The sequence below is a fragment of the Micromonospora sp. NPDC049523 genome, from assembly GCF_040676775.1.
Lineage (GTDB): Bacteria > Actinomycetota > Actinomycetes > Mycobacteriales > Micromonosporaceae > Micromonospora_G.
On sequence record NZ_JBFAPP010000003.1, the window covers coordinates 265,771 to 286,259 of the forward strand.

Annotated in this window: 17 protein-coding genes and 1 pseudogene; 9 read left to right on the forward strand and 9 right to left on the reverse strand. The window is 65.9% G+C overall.

The features are described 5' to 3' along the window. Nucleotides 1-62: 62 nt before the first annotated feature. Genes AB0J90_RS05830 through AB0J90_RS05840 form a run of 3 tightly spaced genes read left to right on the forward strand, consistent with a single transcriptional unit; the run spans nucleotide 63 to nucleotide 4,726 of the window. Nucleotides 63-1,121 (forward strand): DNA adenine methylase, encoded by a 1,059-nt coding sequence (locus tag AB0J90_RS05830; RefSeq protein ID WP_363592581.1) that lies wholly within the window; start codon nucleotides 63-65, stop codon nucleotides 1,119-1,121. A 44-nt stretch (nucleotides 1,122-1,165) separates the two neighbouring features. Then, nucleotides 1,166-3,274 (forward strand): DUF87 domain-containing protein, encoded by a 2,109-nt coding sequence (locus AB0J90_RS05835; protein WP_363592583.1) that lies wholly within the window; start codon nucleotides 1,166-1,168, stop codon nucleotides 3,272-3,274. A gap of 9 nt (nucleotides 3,275-3,283) precedes the next feature. Further along, nucleotides 3,284-4,726: a hypothetical protein gene (locus AB0J90_RS05840; RefSeq protein ID WP_363592585.1), complete on the forward strand. Its 1,443-nt coding sequence runs from the start codon at nucleotides 3,284-3,286 to the stop codon at nucleotides 4,724-4,726. Nucleotides 4,727-5,235: 509 nt separating this feature from the next. Here AB0J90_RS05840 and AB0J90_RS05845 read toward each other — a convergent pair. Next, complete coding sequence (locus tag AB0J90_RS05845; protein WP_363592587.1) at nucleotides 5,236-5,652, reverse strand: winged helix-turn-helix domain-containing protein; 417 nt, start codon at nucleotides 5,650-5,652, stop codon at nucleotides 5,236-5,238. Nucleotides 5,653-5,917: 265 nt separating this feature from the next. Between AB0J90_RS05845 and AB0J90_RS05850 the strand changes: the two genes are divergently transcribed. Then, nucleotides 5,918-6,229, forward strand: coding sequence for a DivIVA domain-containing protein (locus tag AB0J90_RS05850; protein WP_363592589.1), 312 nt, complete (start codon nucleotides 5,918-5,920; stop codon nucleotides 6,227-6,229). Beyond that, nucleotides 6,229-6,471 (forward strand): annotated as a pseudogene (locus tag AB0J90_RS05855) (hypothetical protein); the annotation flags it as partial. The gene AB0J90_RS05850 and the pseudogene AB0J90_RS05855, both read left to right, overlap by 1 nt. Before the next feature lie 130 nt (nucleotides 6,472-6,601). Here AB0J90_RS05855 and AB0J90_RS05860 read toward each other — a convergent pair. After that, nucleotides 6,602-6,994 (reverse strand): helix-turn-helix domain-containing protein, encoded by a 393-nt coding sequence (locus AB0J90_RS05860; protein ID WP_363592591.1) that lies wholly within the window; start codon nucleotides 6,992-6,994, stop codon nucleotides 6,602-6,604. A gap of 129 nt (nucleotides 6,995-7,123) precedes the next feature. On the opposite strand from AB0J90_RS05860, the gene AB0J90_RS05865 reads away from it, so the two are divergent. Then, on the forward strand, nucleotides 7,124-7,987 hold the full coding sequence (locus AB0J90_RS05865) for an SDR family oxidoreductase (RefSeq protein ID WP_363592593.1): 864 nt from the start codon (nucleotides 7,124-7,126) through the stop codon (nucleotides 7,985-7,987). A 196-nt stretch (nucleotides 7,988-8,183) separates the two neighbouring features. Further along, a complete protein-coding gene (locus AB0J90_RS05870) occupies nucleotides 8,184-9,401 on the forward strand; it encodes a PP2C family protein-serine/threonine phosphatase (RefSeq protein ID WP_363592596.1) in 1,218 nt (405 codons plus the stop codon). Between the two features lie 2 nt (nucleotides 9,402-9,403). On the opposite strand, the gene AB0J90_RS05875 is transcribed toward AB0J90_RS05870, so the two are convergent. Then, the gene (locus AB0J90_RS05875) at nucleotides 9,404-10,033 is read right to left on the reverse strand and encodes a DUF899 family protein (protein ID WP_363592598.1); all 630 of its coding nucleotides are present in this window, start codon (nucleotides 10,031-10,033) and stop codon (nucleotides 9,404-9,406) included. 134 nt (nucleotides 10,034-10,167) lie between these two features. Between AB0J90_RS05875 and AB0J90_RS05880 the strand changes: the two genes are divergently transcribed. After that, the gene (locus AB0J90_RS05880; protein WP_363592599.1) at nucleotides 10,168-10,851 is read left to right on the forward strand and encodes a VOC family protein; all 684 of its coding nucleotides are present in this window, start codon (nucleotides 10,168-10,170) and stop codon (nucleotides 10,849-10,851) included. A 141-nt stretch (nucleotides 10,852-10,992) separates the two neighbouring features. On the opposite strand, the gene AB0J90_RS05885 is transcribed toward AB0J90_RS05880, so the two are convergent. The 3 genes from AB0J90_RS05885 to AB0J90_RS05895 form a co-directional block, all read right to left on the reverse strand. Continuing rightward, the gene (locus AB0J90_RS05885) at nucleotides 10,993-12,585 is read right to left on the reverse strand and encodes an MDR family MFS transporter (protein ID WP_363592601.1); all 1,593 of its coding nucleotides are present in this window, start codon (nucleotides 12,583-12,585) and stop codon (nucleotides 10,993-10,995) included. Between the two features lie 70 nt (nucleotides 12,586-12,655). Further along, a complete protein-coding gene (locus AB0J90_RS05890; RefSeq protein WP_363592603.1) occupies nucleotides 12,656-13,276 on the reverse strand; it encodes a TetR family transcriptional regulator in 621 nt (206 codons plus the stop codon). 79 nt (nucleotides 13,277-13,355) lie between these two features. After that, complete coding sequence (locus AB0J90_RS05895; protein WP_363592605.1) at nucleotides 13,356-14,156, reverse strand: hypothetical protein; 801 nt, start codon at nucleotides 14,154-14,156, stop codon at nucleotides 13,356-13,358. A gap of 92 nt (nucleotides 14,157-14,248) precedes the next feature. Here AB0J90_RS05895 and AB0J90_RS05900 point away from each other — a divergent pair, with 92 nt between their 5' ends. Further along, entirely contained in the window at nucleotides 14,249-15,250 is a 1,002-nt protein-coding gene (locus tag AB0J90_RS05900; protein WP_363592607.1) for an SDR family NAD(P)-dependent oxidoreductase, read from the forward strand. On the opposite strand, the gene AB0J90_RS05905 is transcribed toward AB0J90_RS05900, so the two are convergent. The 3 genes from AB0J90_RS05905 to AB0J90_RS05915 all read right to left on the reverse strand — a co-directional run bounded on the left by AB0J90_RS05905 (nucleotide 15,180) and on the right by AB0J90_RS05915 (nucleotide 20,431). Beyond that, nucleotides 15,180-15,680 carry an HIT family protein gene (locus AB0J90_RS05905; RefSeq protein WP_363592609.1) on the reverse strand — a complete coding sequence of 167 codons (501 nt, stop codon included), beginning with the start codon at nucleotides 15,678-15,680 and terminating at the stop codon, nucleotides 15,180-15,182. The genes AB0J90_RS05900 and AB0J90_RS05905 overlap by 71 nt on opposite strands. 140 nt (nucleotides 15,681-15,820) lie before the next feature. Next, nucleotides 15,821-19,798 carry an AAA domain-containing protein gene (locus AB0J90_RS05910; protein WP_363592611.1) on the reverse strand — a complete coding sequence of 1,326 codons (3,978 nt, stop codon included), beginning with the start codon at nucleotides 19,796-19,798 and terminating at the stop codon, nucleotides 15,821-15,823. A gap of 102 nt (nucleotides 19,799-19,900) precedes the next feature. Further along, a complete protein-coding gene (locus AB0J90_RS05915; protein ID WP_363592613.1) occupies nucleotides 19,901-20,431 on the reverse strand; it encodes a PadR family transcriptional regulator in 531 nt (176 codons plus the stop codon). Between the last annotated feature and the right edge of the window lie 58 nt (nucleotides 20,432-20,489).

Genomic DNA, 20,489 nt, shown 5'->3' on the forward strand with positions numbered 1-20,489 from the left:
GCCAACCAGGGTGTCATTGGTGGTACGGGTGCAGGAGATGTTGCTTCGAGTGGAAGGCATGAATGAGCGACAAGCCGAAGGTTAGCGTTCGTCGTAAACCGTGGCCTTCCGAGGCAGCCCTCGACAAGCCGCAGCCTGTGTCGGACGAAGCGCTATTCCGCCGGTCCGTGCTGAGCCCGCTCAGATATCCTGGCGCAAAACGACAATTAGTACCGATAATGGAATCTATTGTTAGGGCGAACGTTCCTTTGCCAAGGCTTGTCGTGGAGCCGTTCTGTGGCGGCGCAACCACGACACTCAGGCTTCTTGGATCGGGACTGGTGGAGCACGGCGTTTTGGCGGACGTAGACCCAATTGTTGCTGCTTTTTGGTATACAGCGGCTTTTGATGCACGTTGGCTTATCGACGCTATTGCAGACGAGCCAATCACGGTAGCCCGATGGGACTGGTGGCGCGCGCGTTCTCCTGCGGGACGGCGAGAAAAGGCGTTGAAGTGCATCTTTTTGAATCGAACAACTTTTTCTGGCATCTTGCATGGTCGCGCTGGTCCTATTGGTGGTCGCGCTCAGCAGTCGGCCTACAAAATCGATTGCCGATTCGGCGTCGCCGGATTGATTCGACGCATCCAGGGAGTGGCCGATCTCGCTGCTACCGGCCGCTTGTTGGACGTCTGGGAGGCCGACTGGCGTAGTGCGTTGAGCAGGACCGCTTCGTCTTTCAAGTTCTTGGATGCTGACGAGGTCCTTTTCTACCTTGATCCACCATACGTAGACAAGGCTGAGTGGCTATACAAATGGTCATTCACTGCCGAGGAGCACCGGGCTCTGGCGGAGGCACTCCGGGAATCCTCTTCGTTCCGCTGGTTGTTGTCCTATGACGACAACGCGGCAGTACGAGACCTCTATGCAGATTCCGAGTGCTACACGATGCTACATGTGTCTCAGCGCTACACCGCGGCAGGATCTGATGTCAGAAACACCAAAGATGAGCTGTTGGTCACCAATTACAATTCCGTACCGCGATCCGACCTCTACAGGATCCTTGAGGTGTCGGAGCCAAGTGGACGGATTCCGTTGGGAGAGCCTGAAGACACCGACGGCGCAAAAGAGGATCTCCGCTAAGCGGGCGCCGTTGCCGTGGACAAACGACGGACTGGAGGAACGTCATGGTTGCGTTGTCTGGGATCGCCGGCTTTGCATCGGCCGGCGCGGATCCGCTAATCGCTCTCCTCAAGGGCGCGAAGCGTCTTGGTGGTATCTACAGGCTCGACTATGATCGAGCTACGGTAATCACTGACGACTTCGTAAAGCATACTGTGGGCGGCGTCCCTCGAAATGGGTTCCTGCTTGCTGCAGCTACGGTGCCAACCAAAGAGACGAACGCTCCGCTTGACGAGGACGAGATCATTCTACTTCGTGTCCGTGGTACAGCTAACTTGCCCAATGAAAGTGAGTTGGTAGCGACGAGGCTGGCTGCTATGCGTGATGCAGACATCCGTGAACAGCGCCCGGACGACGTAGTAGACAACCTGACCTCCAGCCAAATTCAGATGTCTGCATTTGACTGTGAAGTGCTCGGGACGTTCTACAGCGACTTTGTTTCGAGGCAGCCCTACGTGCAGTGGGGTTCAGATCTGGACAACGTGTACGCGGGTGCCCGATACTTTGTTTACGCTCCGTCCCGAGAGGTGTTGTCGTTCATAGCCTCATACCCGGAACAGACTGAACAGGAAATTGGGGATGGCGTTGCACCCAGTCTAATCGACTTGGGTGTAGTCAGGTTTTCGTCGACGCGTCGACGCGCCACGAGCGCCGTCATGGACCAGGTCCCAGTGCGGGTACGTGTAACGGACTTTATCTCTCGAAAGACCGCTGTTCTTGGGATGACACGTGCAGGGAAATCCAACACGAACAAGACCATCTGTACGGCTGTGTTCGAATATGCGGCCAAGAACGGTGTGAAGATTGGTCAGCTCGTCTTTGATCCCCAAGGCGAGTATGCCAACGTGAACGCTCAGGATATGACGGGTCTCCGACTTTTGGGGCAAGGGACTGACCTCGTTCGGATTTACAAGATGAAACCGGATGTTGCATCCGACCAGGAATTTCCGCTCGCAGTCAATTTTTACGACACTGGTGAGCTGGCGATGGTGTGGGGTCTTTTGCAGGACGCTTTGGTCGATATGAATTCGTCCTACGCCAACGCTTTCAAGACGGCGTCGATCTTGGAGCCGGATCGAGCGGACTACGCTGACGGGCGGGCAGGTGACTCCGAATACTACGACGCTGTCTTTTCTGCGCAGCGCGGCAGGCTCGCACTATATGCCACCTTTGCCAAAGCGAGCTTCATGGCTCCGCAGCATGGGTTTTTGTTGCAGTTCAAGATGAACAAGGAGACCCGTGAGGCTCTTGAGGCAGACCGGCCTGGCGTTATACGGTTGACGAACCCCCGCTTGGGTGTCTGTGCTGTCGATTCCCCCGCTTCTGCGCGACACGTGGTTTCCTGGCTTTCGGATCGAATCGCCGAAGTTGTGAACAATCGTGTGCCGGCCCCTTATCAATCATTGGATTTTACCACCTGGCAAAATTCTGATCCATTCATGGCTATTCTTGCAGTTTTCGATGCCACGGTAGGGACTGCGGTGATGAACCGCATTCGTACCCTTGTCGACTTTCACGACCCCGCGAGCAAGGGTGATCTGGCAGACCGCGTGTGGGGCGATCTAGTCGAAGGTCGGCTTGTAATTGTCGACCTGTCAGTTGGGTCTGATCAGGTGATCAAACTGATGTCTGAACGCCTAGTCTTCCGCCTCATTGACATGGCTAACCGTCGATTTCGCAACAATCTCCCGAACATTCCTATTCAAATTGTTGTCGAGGAGGCTCACAACCTCTTTGATCGCGAGAAGGCTGGCAAGTCGTCCGTTCAGAATGACCCTTGGGTGCGTCTCGCCAAGGAGGCTGCCAAATACGGAATGGGTCTCGTTTATGCGACCCAGGAAGTGACGAGTGTTGACAAAAGAATTTTGTCAAATACATCGAATTGGATTGTAGCACACCTTAATTCTGATCACGAGACGAAAGAACTTGCTCACTACTATGACTTCGCAGTCTTCGCGGATGACTTGCGGCGTGCGGAAGATCGAGGCTACGCGCGTGTTAAGACGTTTTCGGGCAAGTACATTGTCCCGGTTCAGATTGCGAAATTCGACCACGCAATGATTAATCGAGCGCGAGTTGCCGCTGGACTGTCGATCCTGGACTTTCCTGCATAAGGAGTGAAGGTGTCTTATTCCCGTGAGCGAGCATCTCGGCTTGGCCATGTACCGACGGCGCTTAGCCCGGCGATCGCCGATGCGATGCGACGTTGGGATACGCCTGCTCTTTATCCACCCGACTTCGGGGATGTAGCAGCTAGATGTGTTGCGCTTGCGGATCTTGCCGGTGACCAGCGACCCGATCCGGCTTTTGCGATTGCCTTCGACGGATCGAGTCAGGAGGTAGAGGCAAGGGCTGGATATCCCTCTATTCGAGTTGGTTTTTTTCAGATAGCCGGCGTGTATGTTGATATTGTGAAGTTCTTGGCGGCTGGACAGCACGGGCTAGTGGACGTTCGGGAGCTTGAGCGCGCGCAAATCACCCAGACCGTGAATAGTGTACTCCCGAGTTCAAATGTATTTGTTCGCGGCGCTTCTGGCCGAGAGAGTCTCCGAGTAGAGTTAGCCCGCGCATTTGAGGATGGCGGCATCACGGACTTCGGGTCAAAGTTCACTCTCACGGACGCATTGTTGGCGATCCACGGAAGTCCTGGTGTGCCGGCATCCTCGATTTCGTTAAGTAAGTGTCCGATCTGTGAAACTGCTGGATTGGGTCACACTGTATCGCGGTCCGGTGGTCGATGTGCGGCACCTATGTGTGGTGCTCCCTTATATGTCACCGATGTGCTCCGAATCTACGAAGAGTTTGCTGAGGATGGCCCGAACGTCTTGACGCTTACGCGAGCAATGAACATTGCAGAGCGCTTACTTCTGGTTGCATATCTCGATGGATTTTTTCGTAGCAGCACGCGACACCTTTCTCGGGGTCTTTTCATTACAGATGGCCCATTGGCGGTTTACGGACCGATAGCGCCCATGAAGTCGAAGCTGCGAGAGTATTGGGAGTCGCTGTGCGCCCAGCTCGATCAAGTAGATCTGGCGCCGCCGCTTTTGGTGGGTATTGAGAAGACGGGCCGATTTGTCGATCATGCGGCGGTGATTCGCGATGCGATTCCCTATGGCCATGTGATGAGTCTTGACACTCCATACATCAATGCCCATATAACGAATCAAGACGAAGAGCATTACTATGGCAAGGATGAGTTTTACGGCCGGCGCTTCATTTATCGCACATCGACCGGCGAGGTACTGGTTGTGTCGGTGCCAAGGACCCCGGGTGGCGCCCCTTACGAAAAGCCTGTGCGGGACTCGTCAGGTGAATTTGTTCGTCAAGATTCGGACTCATTTGATTCCTATCCCACCTTAAGGGCGACGCTTGAGGTGTTGGATCGCTTGCAGACAAAGCTCTACCCGAATGCCGTCATCCCTGTCGCGCTCGCGCACTCGGCCGCTTCCCTGCCACTTGGTACTGGGCGCAGCGTGCTCACCCTCTTGGCGCAGCAGGCGCTTGGTATGCCACAAGACAGCGTGAGTCTTAGCCGGCTTCGGCTCCAGCATTTCGGGAAGTAGGCCGTGTCGCCGCTTGCTGGTGTCCTGGTTGGCATGGCTTATTCCGGGGAATCCGCTGTTACGTCGGTCGTCCGCGTTCAGTGGGTGGGGAATGGCCGTGGTCTACATGTCAAGTTCCCTTGTTGATCCCTCAGAGGTGGACTTTGGCGCCTGCTGAGCGACGTTCCGGAATGAAACACGAACTGGCGATCCGATGGCATCGCGGAGGGCTCGACGGTGGACAGCGTGCCGTGATGAGGTCGACGGGTGTCTGCCGAAACTGGCATTCGGTAGTCGTGCGGCCTGACGCCCTGGTTTGCCGTGCAAGACGTTTCCGGCGGCGGTCACCTTAGCCCTGCGCCAGCCGTCGCTCGTACCGGTCGCAGCCGAGCCGCCCTACGGGCAGGAGATGCTCTGGTAGGGCTGCGCCCGAACCAGAGCAGCGATACGGCCATCCGTTCGGCTTGTAGCCGTGTGTTCCGTGCTTTCTCGCGGTCGAGTGGCTCGCCCTTGATCTGAGGGCGTTCGGTTCAGGCGGTCTTTGGCCGGGTCAGTTCGATCTGATCGCCTGGCTGGACCTCTACCTCGCCCTGTGGGTAACGGATTTCGAGCACCGGCACGCCCTCGTCGAGCTGCATGTCGCGGCGTTCCCTGCCGGTCGGCATCCGCGCGACCACTGACCCACCAGGCGGCAACTCCGCCTTCGTGCGCTCCGGGTTCTCGCGTACGCGGGTGCCGTGGCCTCGGACGGTGCTGACCAAGCCCTCGGAGCGGAGCAGGGACACGGCCATCCGTACGGCTTCGCGGCCGATGCCGTACTCCTGGGTCAGTCGCGCCTCGCTCGCCAGCGTCGTGCCAGGCGCCAGTTCGCCGGACTCGATGCGCTCGCGGATCAGGTCAGCGAGCTGCACATAGACCGGCGTGTGCGAGCGCGGATCGATGGTCATACCGCACAAGTCTTGTTCCCCCGTGGGGCGGGCTGGTTGTGCCCCTGAGCCCCTGTCCGTATAGTTGCAGGATCGAACCCCGCTCATGGGCGAATTCGGATTACTGCCTGTGCGCTCCGGGCTCGATTGGCGTGGCCATGAGCGGCCCTGCTGTCGTACTGCCGATCGAGGCTGCGGTGGTGGGGCGGGGTGGTCCGCCCGTTCGCGGCGGACGGGCGGGCCACCCCTTCCAGACCCCAATCCGAACCGGAAGGCAGGCACAGGAATGCGCAACTTCTTGGCACGGTTTCGTGGGACCGAGCAGGAGAGCAGAGGCGTCCACTACCGGTCCAGGGCGTACGCGCCGTTGCGGCCGTGGCAGGTGCGCGGCCGGCGGTTCCGTACGGTCGGACGGTTCGGGCGGCGCGGGCTCGACCCGGACGAGGTGGGGGAGTTCCTGGACCGGGTCGCCACCGACATGACCGGCCTCTACGACGAGCTGGCCAAGAGCAGGGACGAGACGATCCGGGTCAAGGTTGCGCTGCGTCAGTGGCAGTCGCGCCAATCCCGTACGGCGAACGTCTCGGAGCGCTACTGATGGCCGACCGGGAGCGTTTTGTCGTACGCCTGCCGGTCCTTGCCCGCGACCTGGCCGGCGCCCAGCGTCTGGCCCGGGTGATGGGTCGCTCCCTGCGGCTGCTGCCGCTGGTCGACCCCGGCGAGATCACCGTGTCCTACGAGGACGACCAGGGCGTACACCATCGGGTTTTCTGCGACCGGTTGCTGGGAGCCGGACGACGCTGCCTGCTCCACGCCAACCACGATGGCCCCTGCACCCGCGTCCCCCGCCGCTTTCGCCGACGATCATGCAGTTGTGGTGCCTCGATTGCGGTGTTCGCCGGGATTGTCTACCGCCACAACTGCAAGATCGACGCGCGCTACGCGGAGCGCGCGCTACGCGGAGCGGGCGCTACGCGGAGCGGGTGGTGGTGGCGGTGGTGTTGACCTCGTTCTGGACCAGGTCGATCAGGTCCACGATCTTGGCGGCTATGCGTTCGCCGAACGGGGTGAGGCTGTATTCGACGTGCGGGGGGATGGTGGCCTGTACGTCGCGCAGGACCAGTCCGTCGCGTTCGAGGCCCTGGAGGGTCTGGGCGAGCATCTTCTCGCTGACGCCGTCGACCCGGCGACGCAGGGCGTTGAAGCGGTACGACCCCTCGTGCAGTGCGGCCAGGGCGAGCATGCCCCACTTGCCGGCCAGGTTCTCCACGATGCGCCGGGAGGAGCAGTCGCGGGCGAAGACGTCGGCGATCATCGCCTCGTCGCCGTCGTACCCGTCGTCCGCGGGGGTGGAGTCAACCATGGTGACTACGGTAGCCGTGAGCAGGGCGCTGTCGTTAGTGAAGGTGCTCACTATTACTCGGCACTTTCGAAAAGTTAGTACATTCTTCAGGGAGGCAACTCGTCAGTTGATCCTTCCAAGGAGTTACGCATGATCGTCGTCACCGGGGCCACCGGCCAGCTCGGTTCCATCGTCATCGAAGACCTGCTGGCGCGCGGTGTGCCCGCCGCGGAGATCGTCGCCGCCGTACGGACGCCGGAGAAGGCGGCCGGGTTCGCGGAGCGCGGGGTGCAGGTGCGGCACGCCGACTACAACGATCCCGCGAGCCTGGCCAGCGCGTTCGAGGGCGCGGACAAGATCCTCTTCATCTCCGGCACCGATGTCGGGCAGCGCGAACCGCAGCACCGCAACGTGGTCGACGCCGCCCGCGCGGCCGGCGTCGGGCTGCTCGCGTACACCAGCATTTTGAACGCCGACACGGCCAAGCTCGTCCTCGCCGGCGAGCACCAGGCCACCGAGGCGTTCATCCGTGAGTCGGGCGTTCCCTTCGTGTTCCTGCGCAACGGCTTCTACGTCGACCTCTACACCAGCACCTTCGCCCAGAACCTCGAACACGGTGCGATCGTCGACGCCTCCGGAGACGCCCGCCTGTCGCTCGCCACCCGCGCCGACTTCGCCGGCGCGGCCGCCGCCGTGCTCACCGGCGAAGGACACGAGAACAAGGCGTACGAGCTGGGTGGCGACTTGGCCGTCACGATGACCGAACTGGCCGCCGAACTCAGCCGACAGAGCGGCCGTACGGTCGAATACCGCAACATCACGCCCGCCGAGTACGCCGCCTTCCTGGTCAGCGTCGGCCTGCCCCAGGTCGCCGCCGACGTGTACGCGGACTCCCGTGTCGGCATGCTCCGGGGTGAGCTGTACACCGACAGCAAGGACCTGTCCCGCCTGCTCGGCCGCCCCACCACCTCGCTCGCCGACGCCGTCGCCGCCGGACTGAAGCAGCTCGGCTGAACGGTCGAAACAGCGGCTCGGCTGAACGGTCGAAACAGCGGCTCGGCTGAACGGTCGAGACCGGTCGACGACGCCGGCCACCGGGCCGACGGGGAGTGCGCTGGTGAACACCCTCGGGTGACACCGACCGCATCCCCGTCGCCCGGTTGGCGGGATCGGCACCCGGCTCCTACGGTGGGGGAGACACGGAGGGTGGGTGGGAGTGGTCGACGCGGGCAATGCTGTGCGCTGGCTCCAGTTGACCGCGCCGCGAGGCGGGCCGGACGACCTGTCCGACCTGATCACGCGGGCCGCGCCAGCGATCGGCGCCACCGAGATCGTGGTCTACCTCGCCGACTACCAGCAGACCCAGCTCGTGCCGCTGCTCGGCAACGGGCTGCACCGCGACGTGCTGTCGATCGAGGGGACGCTCGCCGGCCGGGCGTTCAGCGGCGTCGACGTGCAGGTGACCGTCGACGGCGGGAACCGGATGTGGGTGCCGCTGCTGGTCGGCTGCGAGCGGATGGGCGTACTGGAGATCGTCTGTCCGGCCGACGAAGATCCGGACATGGAGAGTGCCGTACGGGAACTCTCCGTCAGCGTCGCCCAGCTCCTGGTCAACCGCCGCCCGTACGGCGACGTGGTCGAACGGATGCGACGCCGGCTGCCGATGCAGGTCGCCGCCGAGATCGTCTGGGGGCTGCTGCCGCCGCTGACGTTCGCGACCGACGACATGATGGTCACCGCCATCCTCGAACCCTGTTACGACGTCGGCGGCGACGTCTTCGACTACGCGCTCAACGACAACGTGCTCAGCGTCGGGCTCTTCGACACCTGCGGGCACGGCATCAAGGCGAGCACGCTCGCCTCGCTCGTGGTCAACGTCTACCGCAACGCCCGCCGGTGCGGCCTGGACCTGGTCGACACCGCGCTCAGCATCGACAAGTGGATCCGCTCCGAGCACCCGAACCTCTTCTCCACCGCGCTCCTGGCCGAACTGGACCGGAACACCGGACGGCTGCGCGTCATCAACGCTGGTCATCCAGGTGCGCTGCTGCTGCGCGACGGGCACGCGATCCGGGAACTGCCCGGCCCGACCGCGCTGCCGCTGGGACTCGGCCACCTGTCGCCGCGCCGGCCACGGGTGCACGAGGAGGACCTGCACCCCGGTGACCGGGTGCTCGCGTACACCGACGGGGTGACCGATGCGGTCAGCGTCGAGGGGGAGCGGTTCGGGGTGGACCGGCTCGTCGACTTCGTCAACCGGGCGCTCAACGACGAGCTGCCCACACCCGAGACCATGCGCCGGCTCGTACGCGCGGTGGTCACGCACCAGCAGGACGAACTCCAGGACGACGCCACCGCGGTGTTCCTCGAATGGCGACCGCCCCGGAGCCCGCTGGCCCACCTCCCGTACTCCGACGAGGGCCGGTAGACCTATCCGTACGTGGGGTGCTGCGGCCAGCCGGCCGGCGAGTCCTCCCAGTCCTCCTGCCGCCCGTACGCGGTCAGGTCCAGCATGCTGTTGACGAAAACGAGCCGGTCCACACCCCGTGCCGTGGTGTTGTAGGTCCGGTAGACGTCTTCGCCGTCGCGCAGGAACACGCTGAGCATGAACCCTCGGCCGGCGTCGCAGTCGTCCGAAAACGACGTGCCGCGCGACGACACGAACGGCAACGTCCACCCCATCTTCGCCTTGTACGCCTCGATCTGGGCCAGCGGCATGTTGGACACCGTGACCCACGAGACGCCCCGGTCGGCCAGCCCGGCGAGCCCGGTCACCGGGACGCTGTTGGTGAACCAGGTGCAGCCCGGACAGAAGTGTTTCGGACCGTTGTCCATGAACTGGTAGACGATCAACTGCCCTCGGCCCTCGAACAGGTCGAGCAGCGTCCTGGTGCCGGTCGGGGTGTCGAAGACGTACCCGTTGTCGAATTTGACCATCGGCAGCCGGCGGCGCCGCGCGGCGAGCGCGTCCAGCGCGCGGGTGGCTTCCTTTTCCGCCTTGAGTAGTTCGTCGCGGGCCTGCTGCCACTGCGCTTGCGAAACGATGCTGGGTTTGTCCATCCGTCGAGTGTGGCGCCAGGGTCCGACAAGTAACGGCCCTGAGCAGCGTGTCTTCGACTGGAACCATCGTTAATGCCTTGTTGTGTTGCCGGCGCGGTGCCTACCGTCTGCTGATGCGTTCGCGACTGCTGGCAGTGACCTTCGAGGCGCCCGACCCGGCTCGTCTGGCGCAGTTCTGGGCCGCTCTGTTAGGCCGAGAGGTGATCGGGGATGCCGATGGTGCGTTTGTGTCGGGCGATGACGTCCAGCTCGGTCTTCGGTTCGTCCCGGGTCGCGCGGGCCAACTCGGAGCGGACCGGATGCACCTGCACCTGACCAGTGCCGATCTCGACGAGCAGCAGCGTACGGTGACGACGGCGCTGAAGCTCGGCGGTCGGCACCTCGACGTCGGACAGCGACCCGAGGAAGGGCATGTCGTCCTGGCCGACCCCGCCGGCTACGCGTTCTGCGTGATCGAGCCCGGCAACGCCTACCTTGCCGGATGCGGCACCCTCGGTGAACTCACCTGCGATGGCAACCGGGAAGTCGGCCTGTTCTGGGGCAAGGCGCTGGGCTGGCCGCTGGTGTGGGACCAGGACGAGGAGACCGCGATCCAGTCACCGCGCGGCGGCACCAAGATCGCATGGGGAGGCCCGCCCGTGGCTCCGAAGAAGGAGCTGAACCGGCAGCGCTTCGAGCTCGTCCCGGCCGCTGGCGACCAGCAGGCGGCGGTCGACGGGCTGATCTCCCTCGGGGCCACGCGGCTCGAAATCCGTCAGGACGGCACGATCCTGCTGGCGGATCCGGACGGCAACGAGTTCTGCGTCAGGGGCGAGTGACCACAGCTCCGACTGACCACAGCTCCGACTGACTACAGTTCCGACTGACCACAGTTCCGCAGGAACGGCGCGAGCCCGCAACCCGCTGGTGGGGTACGGGCTCGCCGTCCTGTCCAGTGCCCTAACGGGCTGGCGGTACGGTCAGTGCGTCGCCGGGAGGGTGACGGCTGCCTCCTGTCCTTCCTGTTCGAGTCGTTCGGTGCCGCTCAGCGTGCTCAGCGGCTTCTCCTTGATGAACAGCACCGCGACGAACGCGAGCAGCGCGATCGGTGCGCCGATCAGGAACAGGTCGGCGGTGGCGGTGCCGTACGCGTCCTGCACGATCCGCAGCACCGGGGCGGGCAGGGTGGCGAGGTCGGGCACTGCCGCGGTGCCGGTGCCGCCACCGGCAGCCGGTCCGAGGTTCTCGGCCAGCAGCGAGGTGACCCGGTTGGCCAGTACCGCACCGAGGGCGCTGACGCCGATGGCGCCGCCCATGCTGCGGAAGAAGGTCAGCACCGAGGTGGTCGCGCCGAGCTCGTGCGCGGGTACGTCGTTCTGCGCGGCGAGCACCAGGTTCTGCATCAGCATGCCGACGCCGATGCCGAGCACCGCCATGTAGATCGACAAGATCAGCACGCTGGTCCCGGCGTCGATGGTGCCGAGCAGCACCATGCCGGCGGTCATGATGGCACCACCGGCGACCAGGTACATCTTCCACCGGCCGTACTTGGTGATGAGTTGGCCGGCGACGGTGGACGACACCAGCAGACCGAAGATCATCGGCAGGCTCATCAGCCCGGCGACGGTCGGCGACTTGCCCAGCGAAACCTGGAAATACTGTGACAGGAACACGGTGCCGCCGAACATGGCCACACCGACCAGCACGCTCGCCACGGTGGCCAGCGAGACGGTGCGGTTGCGGAAGATGCTGAGCGGGATGATCGGCTCCGCCACCCGCGACTCGACCCAGATCGCCAGCGCCAGCAGCACCAGGCCGCCGCCGACCATGAGCGCGGTCCAGCCCGAACCCCAGGCGAACTTGTGCCCGGCGAGCGAGGACCAGACCAGCAGGGTGGAGACGCCCGCGGTGATGAGGGCGGCACCGGCCCAGTCGATGTTGACCTTCCGGCGTACGACCGGCAGGTGCAGGGTGCGCTGGAGCAGGAAGATCGACAGCAGGGTGAACGGCACACCGATCAGGAAGCACCAGCGCCAGCCCAGCCACGAGGTGTCGACCAGGACACCGCCGATCAGCGGGCCGGCGATGGTGCCGACGCCGAAGACCGCACCGAAGATGCCGGCGTAGCGGCCCAGTTCCCGCGGCGGGATCATCGCCGCCATGACGATCAGGGCGAGCGCGCTCATGCCGCCCGCGCCGATGCCCTGCACGATCCGGCTGATCAGCAGCACCTCGACGTTCGGGGTGAAACCGGCGATCAGCGAGCCGACCACGAACAGGCCGAGCGAGAGCTGGATCAGCAGCTTCTTGCTGTAGAGGTCGGCCATCTTGCCCCAGAGCGGGACGGTCGCGGTCATGGCCAGCAGTTCGCTGGTGACGATCCAGGTGTAGACGGTCTGGCTGCCGTGCAGGTCGGCGATGATGCGCGGCAACGCGTTCGCCACCACCGTGGAGGCGAGGATCGACACGAACATGCCGACCATGAGGCCGGACAGTGCCTGGAGGACTTCCCGGCGGGACATGCGCCCCGAGCCGGCATCCGCGGTCTCGGCTGGCGCGGCGGTTGTGGTCATCAACGCTTCCTTACTCACGAGCAGATGTGGTGGCCCCGGCACTGGCAGGCCGGGGCGGAAAGTCGGTGGGTCAGGCGGCGGATCGGGGATCTGGCAGGCCGGCGGCGACCGCGGCGAACGCCTCGTCGACCAGTTCGGTCAACGGCAGACTGCCGCCGCTGGCGGACCAGCGGATGATGGCGACCCGGAAGGCCGCGCCGGTGACGGCGGTGACCAGGGCCGGATATCCGTGGTCCGGCCCCACTCCCGTACGCGCGGCGAGCGCTTCGGTGGTCATCCGTTCGGTCTCGACGCTGCCCGCCACCAGCCGGGGCAGCAGCGACGGGTTCTGCGCCACGACCTTCAACCGCAGCAGCCAGAGCGCGGAGTCGGCCTGCATCTCCTCCAGCATGGGGGTCAGCGCCAGCCGGAAGGCCTCCAGCGCGGGCACCTCCGGCGGCACGGTCGCCAGCACCGCCAGCACCCGTTCACTGTCGCCGGCCTGGTCGCCGACGAGCGCCTCGTCCTTGGACGAGAAGTAGTTGAAGAACGTACGCGCGGAGACGTCCGCGGCCTCGCTGATCTCCTCGACGGTGACCTGGTCGAGCCCGCGCTCGGCCACCAGGCGCAGCGCGGCGGACACCAGGGCGTCCCGGGTCTGCCGCTTCTTGCGGTCCCGGCGCCCGGCGGTGGCGTCCTCGACGATGGTCACCCCGTCACCGTACGAAGAAACTTGCAGGTGCTGCAAACTTTTATTGTGCGCAACGAGGTGATGTAGAACACCGCCCAGGTCAAGCGGTGTAGACCGCCATCGCCCGCTGGAGTCGATCATGCTCTTCCAGGGTGCCGATCGCGGCCCGATGCTCCGGGTGCAGTAGGTAGTGCTTGATCGCATTGGTGAGGAAGGCCGGCTGCACGCCCAACTGGTGCAGCGGCAGCGACACCTGCGGGAAGACCTTGATCAATCCACTGGTACGGACCAGGTCCCGCCGGCCGATACCGATCGGGCTGGCGTCCCAGCTACCCGGGCGCAGTAGCGGGCCCACCGCGATCGCCTGCCATGGCACCTCCTGGCGACCCAGCAGGGTGACCACCAGCAGGCTCTCCGGGCGCAACTCCAGCCGGATCCCGTCACGGAAGATCGCCACGACCCACAGCAGCGACAGCCCGAACACCCCGACCGCCACCAGCAGGCCGATCACGATGAGCGCGAGCAGCGCGGACCCCTGGTCGGGTTCCAGCATCCGCAGTTCCAGGTTGGTGACGAACACGGTCAGCGTCAGTTGTTGCGCCGCCGTTCCCCCCAGCAGCAGGTACTCGGGCGGGGCCACGAAGGCCGGTTCGCTACCCAAGCGCAGCGCGGTCGGCTTCGACCTGCGCGCGAGCCACGGGCCCAGCGCCGACAGGCCGAAGATGATCGGCATCGGCAGGAACAGGCCCAGGGCGAGGCCGGGCCAGGTGGTCACGCCGACGAACTCGGCCGTCACGATCCCGGCCACCGCCAGCCCGACCGCCACCACGATGAGCAGGACGGCACCGGACCGGCCCCGGATCCACGTACGGCCGGTGTCGTCAGTGGGCAGGGTGGCCATGCGGTGCAGTGTGGACCACGCCGTCCAGGTCGCCCCGTCCGACCGAAGCCGGCAGTTGACTTCGACCGTGCTCGAAGTCCTAGCGTCGGCCCATGACGACACCCCAGCGTTCGATCGGATCGGGATTCGGTGCCCGGAGCAGCGCGGACGACGTGCTGTCGGGGATCGACCTGTCCGGAAAGCTCGCGATCGTCACCGGCGGCCATTCGGGCCTCGGCCTGGCGACGACCCGCGCGCTCGCCCGAGCCGGTGCGCGGGTGCTGGTCGCCACCCGGCGGCCGGCGGACGCCCGGAAGGCGGTCGACGGGATCGACGGCGTCGAGGTCGACGAACTGGACCTGGCCGACTTGGACGGCGTACGTGGCTTCGCCGAGCGGTTCCTGGATTCGGGTCGGGAAATCGACATCCTGGTCAACAACGCCGGGCTGATGGCCTGCCCGGAAACCCGGGTGGGTCCCGGCTGGGAGGCGCAGTTCGCCACCAACCACCTCGGCCACTACGCCCTGGTCAACCGCCTGTGGCCGGCGCTCGTACGCGGCGGAGGTGCCCGCGTGGTGGCCGTCGCCTCCGGTTACGCCAACTCGGCGATCCGCTGGCACGACCTACAGTTCGAGCGCGGCTACGACAAGTGGCAGGCGTACGCGCAGTCGAAGATGGCCAACGTACGGTTCGCCGAACACCTCGACACCATCGGCCGGGCGTACGGGGTGCGGGCGTTCTCCGTACATCCCGGTTACATCCTCACCCCGCTGCAACGTCACCTTTCCCGGTCGGAGATGGTCGCGGCCGGTTGGGTCGACGAGGACGGCAACCAGGTCGGGGCGGATTTCAAGACCCCCGAACAGGGGGCGGCGACGCAGGTATGGGCGGCAACGTCACCGCGGCTCGCGGGCATGGGCGGCGTCTACTGCGTGCACTGCGACATCGCCGACCTGCCGGAGCGGGCCGGCGCCGACGACGGCATGCCACCGGAGGCCGCACGGCTCTGGGCGGTGTCGGCCACACTCACCGGAGTCGACGCCGTCAGCCGTTACACAGGGCGGTCCGGAGCAGGTTGCCGAGTTCCGCGGCCTGGTCGTCCGACCACGCGATGACACCGTTCTCCGCCAGCAGTGCCTGGAACTGCTGCTGGGCGTACGGGGTGCCCGGGGGGAGCGGGGCGATGTGCCAGTGCAGGTGGGAGTTGCCCTGCTGGCTGCCGAGCGAGAGCAGGTACGTCCGCTCGCTCGGCACCACCGCCTCGACCGCTCGTGCGACCCGGTAGACCACCTCCTGCAACCGCAGGTACGCCTCGACGTTCAGGTCCCGCACCGCGTGCTCGACATGCTGTCTCGGTACGACCAGCACGTGCCCGTACAGGGTCGGGTACCTGCTGACGAACGCGACGTGCTCACCGTCGTCGTAGACCAGCTCGTGCCGGTATTCCGGATCACCGGAGAGGTAGGCGCAGACGAAGCACGGGCCGGTACGCACCCGCGTCTCGTACGCGGCCAGATCCATCGGATGCCGTACCCGTTCCACCATGCGTGGCCCCCCGCCGAGATCCCGTGTCCGGACCCTAACGAAACAGCCCGCGGATCGCTGCCCGGACCACACCCGACGGGCACCGGCCCGGGTAAACCGCGGATACCAATATCGGCGGTCCGATCAGGTCAGGGCGTTGGTCAGGCGCCCCGGGTGTCCTGGATGGCGATACGCAACGCGGCGACGATCCGGGGACCGCGTCTGGTCAAGCCGAGTTCGCGGATCGCCTCGGTGATGATGTCGTCCTCCGTACGCAGGCGTCCGTCGCTGCCGATCCAGCGGACCAGCGCCGCCAGTTCGTGCCGGCTGTACTGGGTGATCGACGCACCGAGATGGACGGGCGGTTTCGGTGCTGTGCGAACGGGCTCGGTCGACGACTCCGGCGGCGCGGTTCGGGGCGCGACGACCGGTCTCGTCACCGGCTCGGGGCGGTCGGCCAGCTCGACCGCCGCGTCGTAGGCGGCCCTGACCCGGGCGACTTCCCGGTCCCTGTTGCGGAACCATTCGGTCGACCAGATCCGGTGGAAGCGCCAGCCTAGGCGTTCCAGGTGCTCCTGGCGAAGCCGGTCGCGGTCCCGGGCGCTCGGCGAGGAGTGGTACGTCGCCCCGTCGGCCTCGATGGCGAGCACCATTTCGCCCGGACGGTCCGGGTGCTGGGCGGCGAAGTCGATCCGAAAGCCACTCGCGCCGTACTGCGCCACGAGGGGGATCCCGGCGGCGGTGAGTTTGTCCCGGACATCGGCCTCGAACGGGTTGAGTACGGCGTCGCCTCCGGTCGTCGTCAGCCGGCTGCCCTGGCTTTCGGCGTACTCCAGATAGCCGCGCAGCAGTTTCGCGCCGAACGCGTTGAGCTTGTTCGGGTCCATGTCCCGAGAACCGAACGAGCTGACGACGATGGCGCGTCGGCGGGCCCGGGTGACGGCGACGTTGAGCCTGCGGTGTCCGCCGTCGTTGTTGATCGGGCCGAACCGGTAGAGCATCCGTCCGTCCGGGCCCTTGCCGTATCCCACGGACAACACGATCGCGTCCCGTTCGTCGCCCTGGACCCGCTCGATGCTCTTGACGAAGAACGGCTCCTCCGCGCGTTCGTCGAAGAACCGCGAGACAGCCGTACGGGTGAGCAGCGCCCGACGGAGCGCGGCGTCGATTCGCTGCGCGTGCGCGATCCCCATGGTGATCACGCCGAGGGATTCGTCGGGCCGGCGCTCGGCGTGGTCGAGGACAAGCTCGACCACCCGGTCCACCTCCGCGCCCACCCGGTCGGCGGGGCCGAAGCCGATCGGGCCCTGGTCGACCAGGATGTGGCTCAGGCAGTCCCCGGCGACCGCGCCGGGGAAGGTGACCAGCTCGTTGCCGTTCGGCGCGTAGATGTGCCGGTTGGAGAAGGCGATGAGTCGTTCGTCGCGGCTGCGGTAGTGCCAGGCAAGGTGTTTGACCTGGGAAAGCGGCAGGGCGGTGGCGAACGACTGCAGCAGCGACTCCACGTCGTCGGTCAACGCGTCGGCGTCGTTGTCGTCCTCGGACCCGGTGTCGCCGCTGTCGAAGAACCGGGTGGGCGGTAGCTGGTGCTCGTCACCGGCGACGACGATCTGACGGCCCCGCATGATCGAGGTGATGCCGTCCACCGGTTCGACCTGGCTGGCCTCGTCGAAGACGACCACGTCGAACAGTCGCTGCGCGGGTAGTACCTGGCTGACCAGGAGCGGGCTCATCGCCCAGCAGGGTTTGACGGCGAGCAGCACCTCCGGCGCCGAACGGAAGAGATCGCGTACGGGCACATGGCGGGCCTTCTTCGCCGCCTCCTTGCGTACCCGTTGCTGCTGCTCCGGGTGCGCGTCGAGCACACCGACCAGGTGGGCGGCGGCCAGTCGGCGGATCCGGGCCGGCGTCGACTCCACGTGCTGCCGGTCGGCCCGTCGGAAGTCGGCGACCGCCGAGGAGAGCGCCGCCGCGTTGACGGCCGTGTACCGAGGGTCGGTGAGCGCGATGTGGTCGACGATCGAGGCCAGCCACGCGTACTGGAAGGTGTTCTCCGCGTCGTCCGAGCCCGCCTGTCGGTCGGTCAGCTCGGCGAGCAGGGCGTGCAGGTTCCAGCCGGCCAGGGTGCTGGCCAGTTCGTTGCGGCGGGCGATCCGCTGGAGTCCGAGCTGGTCGCTCGCCAACGAGTTGAGCAGCAGGGTCAGATCGGCGGGGCCGGCGGTGAACGGTGTGGGCAGAATCGTCTCGATCGCCTTGACCAGGCGGTCGAGTCGGTCGAGCGAGTCGATGGCGGCGGCCAGCCGACTCGCCGGCCGGGGGAGTCCGGTGTCACGTCGGGCGAGTTCCCAGCGCCGCAGTTGGTCGGCGACGTCGAGCAACGCCGCGTGAAGTTCGCGCCGGGAGGGCTTGGTCGGCCCCGTCCACAACGCCCGCGCCTCCCGCACCGCCGCACGCCGCTGCGACCAGCTCAGCGAGACCGATCGGGTCTTGCGCCCACGGCGGTCCATGGTGGCGACGACCCACCGGTCGACATCACCAGCGAAGATCTTCGGGTCGAACCGGCTTGTCAATCCGGTGACGTCCTGGACCAGGACCAGGCGTTCCCGCCACGCGGCACGGGTCTGCGGTGGCTGCAGCCCGCACTCGGCGAGCACCGTGTCGAGTAACTGCCGGGCGGCCGGCAGGACCTCGTACGCCGCGGTGTGTGCCGTACCCATGGTGGCGGACACCGTGGCGGTGGTGCCGATCGTCGCCCCCTGCCAGGGGCTCTTCGCCAGCGAACCGTCGAACGCGCCGAGGTGTGCCATCTCGACCAGCGCCGCGCGGAGCTGTTCGGCCACCGTGCGGTCGATCCGGCGCAGGGTGGCGGGCGCCACACGGAAGGTGGTCTGAGCCCGCGCGGGCAGGCCGAGTAGCCGCTCCTGGACCTCGAACGCGGAAAGTCCCCACGGCTCGTGCCGGCGGTGCAGCATCTCGTCGTGGGCGACGAGCTGGGCCCGGCGGGTGAGGAGTTCGCGCCCGAGGTCGTCGAGCCGCGGCTGCCGTTCCTGGGCGATGCGTTCCAGTCGGCTGCCGATGGCGGCTGCCAACTCCCGCCGGCTCGTTCCCCCGCCATGCAGGTTGACCACGAGGTCGTCGAGCCCGACGGCGGCGAGCCGGCCGAGTACGGCGTCGATGGCGGCCCGCTTCTCGGCGACGAAGAGGGTGGTACGCCCACGAGCGGCCAGCGCCGCGATGATGTTCGCGATCGTCTGGCTCTTGCCGGTGCCCGGCGGTCCCTTGACCACCAGATGCTGGCCGGCGACCACCGAGTTGATCGCGTAGCTCTGGGACGAGTCGGCGTCCAGGACCAGGAACTCCTCGCCGAGCGGGACGGTGTCGGGCGCGGACGGGCTCACCGGGACGGGACTGGCCAGGGCGGCCGCCGCGGGGATGTCCCCGGCCAGGGCCGCGATTGCGTCGCTGCTGGTCAGCAGGTCGATGTTGCGTTCGATGTCCTGCACCATCGGCAGCTTCTCGTAGAGGAAGGTGCCGACGACCTGCGTCGGTGCGACCTCGAAGCCGTCGATCCGGGCGGCGGCCCGGGCGAGCCGGTCGAAGAGCGCGGACGGTGCGAAGCCGCTCTCCGGCAACTCGGCCAACAGCTCGCCTTCGGTGATCTCCAGCCGGTGATCGCGCGCCAGCTTGAACAGCAGGACCGGGTTGACCATGGGAGCGGGGTCGACCTGCAACCGGAACTCGGTTTCGGTCGCGCTGAGCGCCTCGATCTGGAGCGGGTGCAGGAGCACCGGGGCGTGTGGTGCCCGTTCCGGCTCCCGCCAGGTGGCCATGCCGGTGGCGACGTACCCGGCGTCGAGCCCGCGTTCCTCGGACAGCTCGCGCATCTTGGCCCGGATGGCCCGCAGCCGGTGACGGGCTCCGGTCTGGGCGTCGGGTTGTGGAAAGAGTTGGGTGAGCGTCTGGGGTCGCCCGGCGAGAAGCTGGGCCACCGCCCCCGGATCGGCGGTGGCGAGGCTCAGGGTGCCGGCCTTGAGATCGCGGTAGTAGAGCAGGCGGTTGTTGCCCGAGGTGTCGATGAGCCCCCGGGCCCACCGTTGTGCTGCCGCCGCGACCCGCCGGGCCCGCTCCCCGTCAAGCATGGATGTCCGACTCCCACGGTTGTTGGAGGGTGCCGCGCCGGTTCTTCCGCTGGCCCGAGTGCGTCACCATATCGAGGTTTGCGCGCCTGCGTAACCGTCCTATTACAGCCGACCGGCCAGCCACGAGGTCCATTCGTGCATGACCCGCTGGGACTCGACGCCGAGGCGCAGGACCGCGTAGTTGCCGAACTTCGGGTGTGACACGTCGTCGTAGCCCTCGTCGCGCATCCAGGCGAGTTCCTGTTCGAACGCGGTCAGCGTGGCGGCGGCCTCTTCGGCCAGGCCCTGGTACATCGCCGCCATCCGGAGTGGATCGGCACTGTTCACCGCGTACGCCTTGAGGGCCACCTCGCTGCGCGGGGCGACGGTCGGTGGCTGCGGCAGCCAGTCGGCCAGCGCCTCCCGGCCGGCGGCGGTGAGCGTGTACGTCTTCTTCGCCCGGGGGCCGGGACCGGCGTCCTCGCGTACCTCGACCTGGCCGGCCTCCGTCAGTCGGGCGAGTTCGGGATAGATCTGGCTGTGGTTGGCCACCCAGAAGTGGCCGATCGGCACCTTCATCCGCTGGCTGAGCTGGTATCCCGTGGCGGGGCCGCGGGTCAGCAGGGAGAGCAGGGCGAAGCCGAGAGTGGACACGCGTACATTGTGGTCCTGCTCGTGACTATGTAAGTTCTGACATATGAAGCGTGCCTGG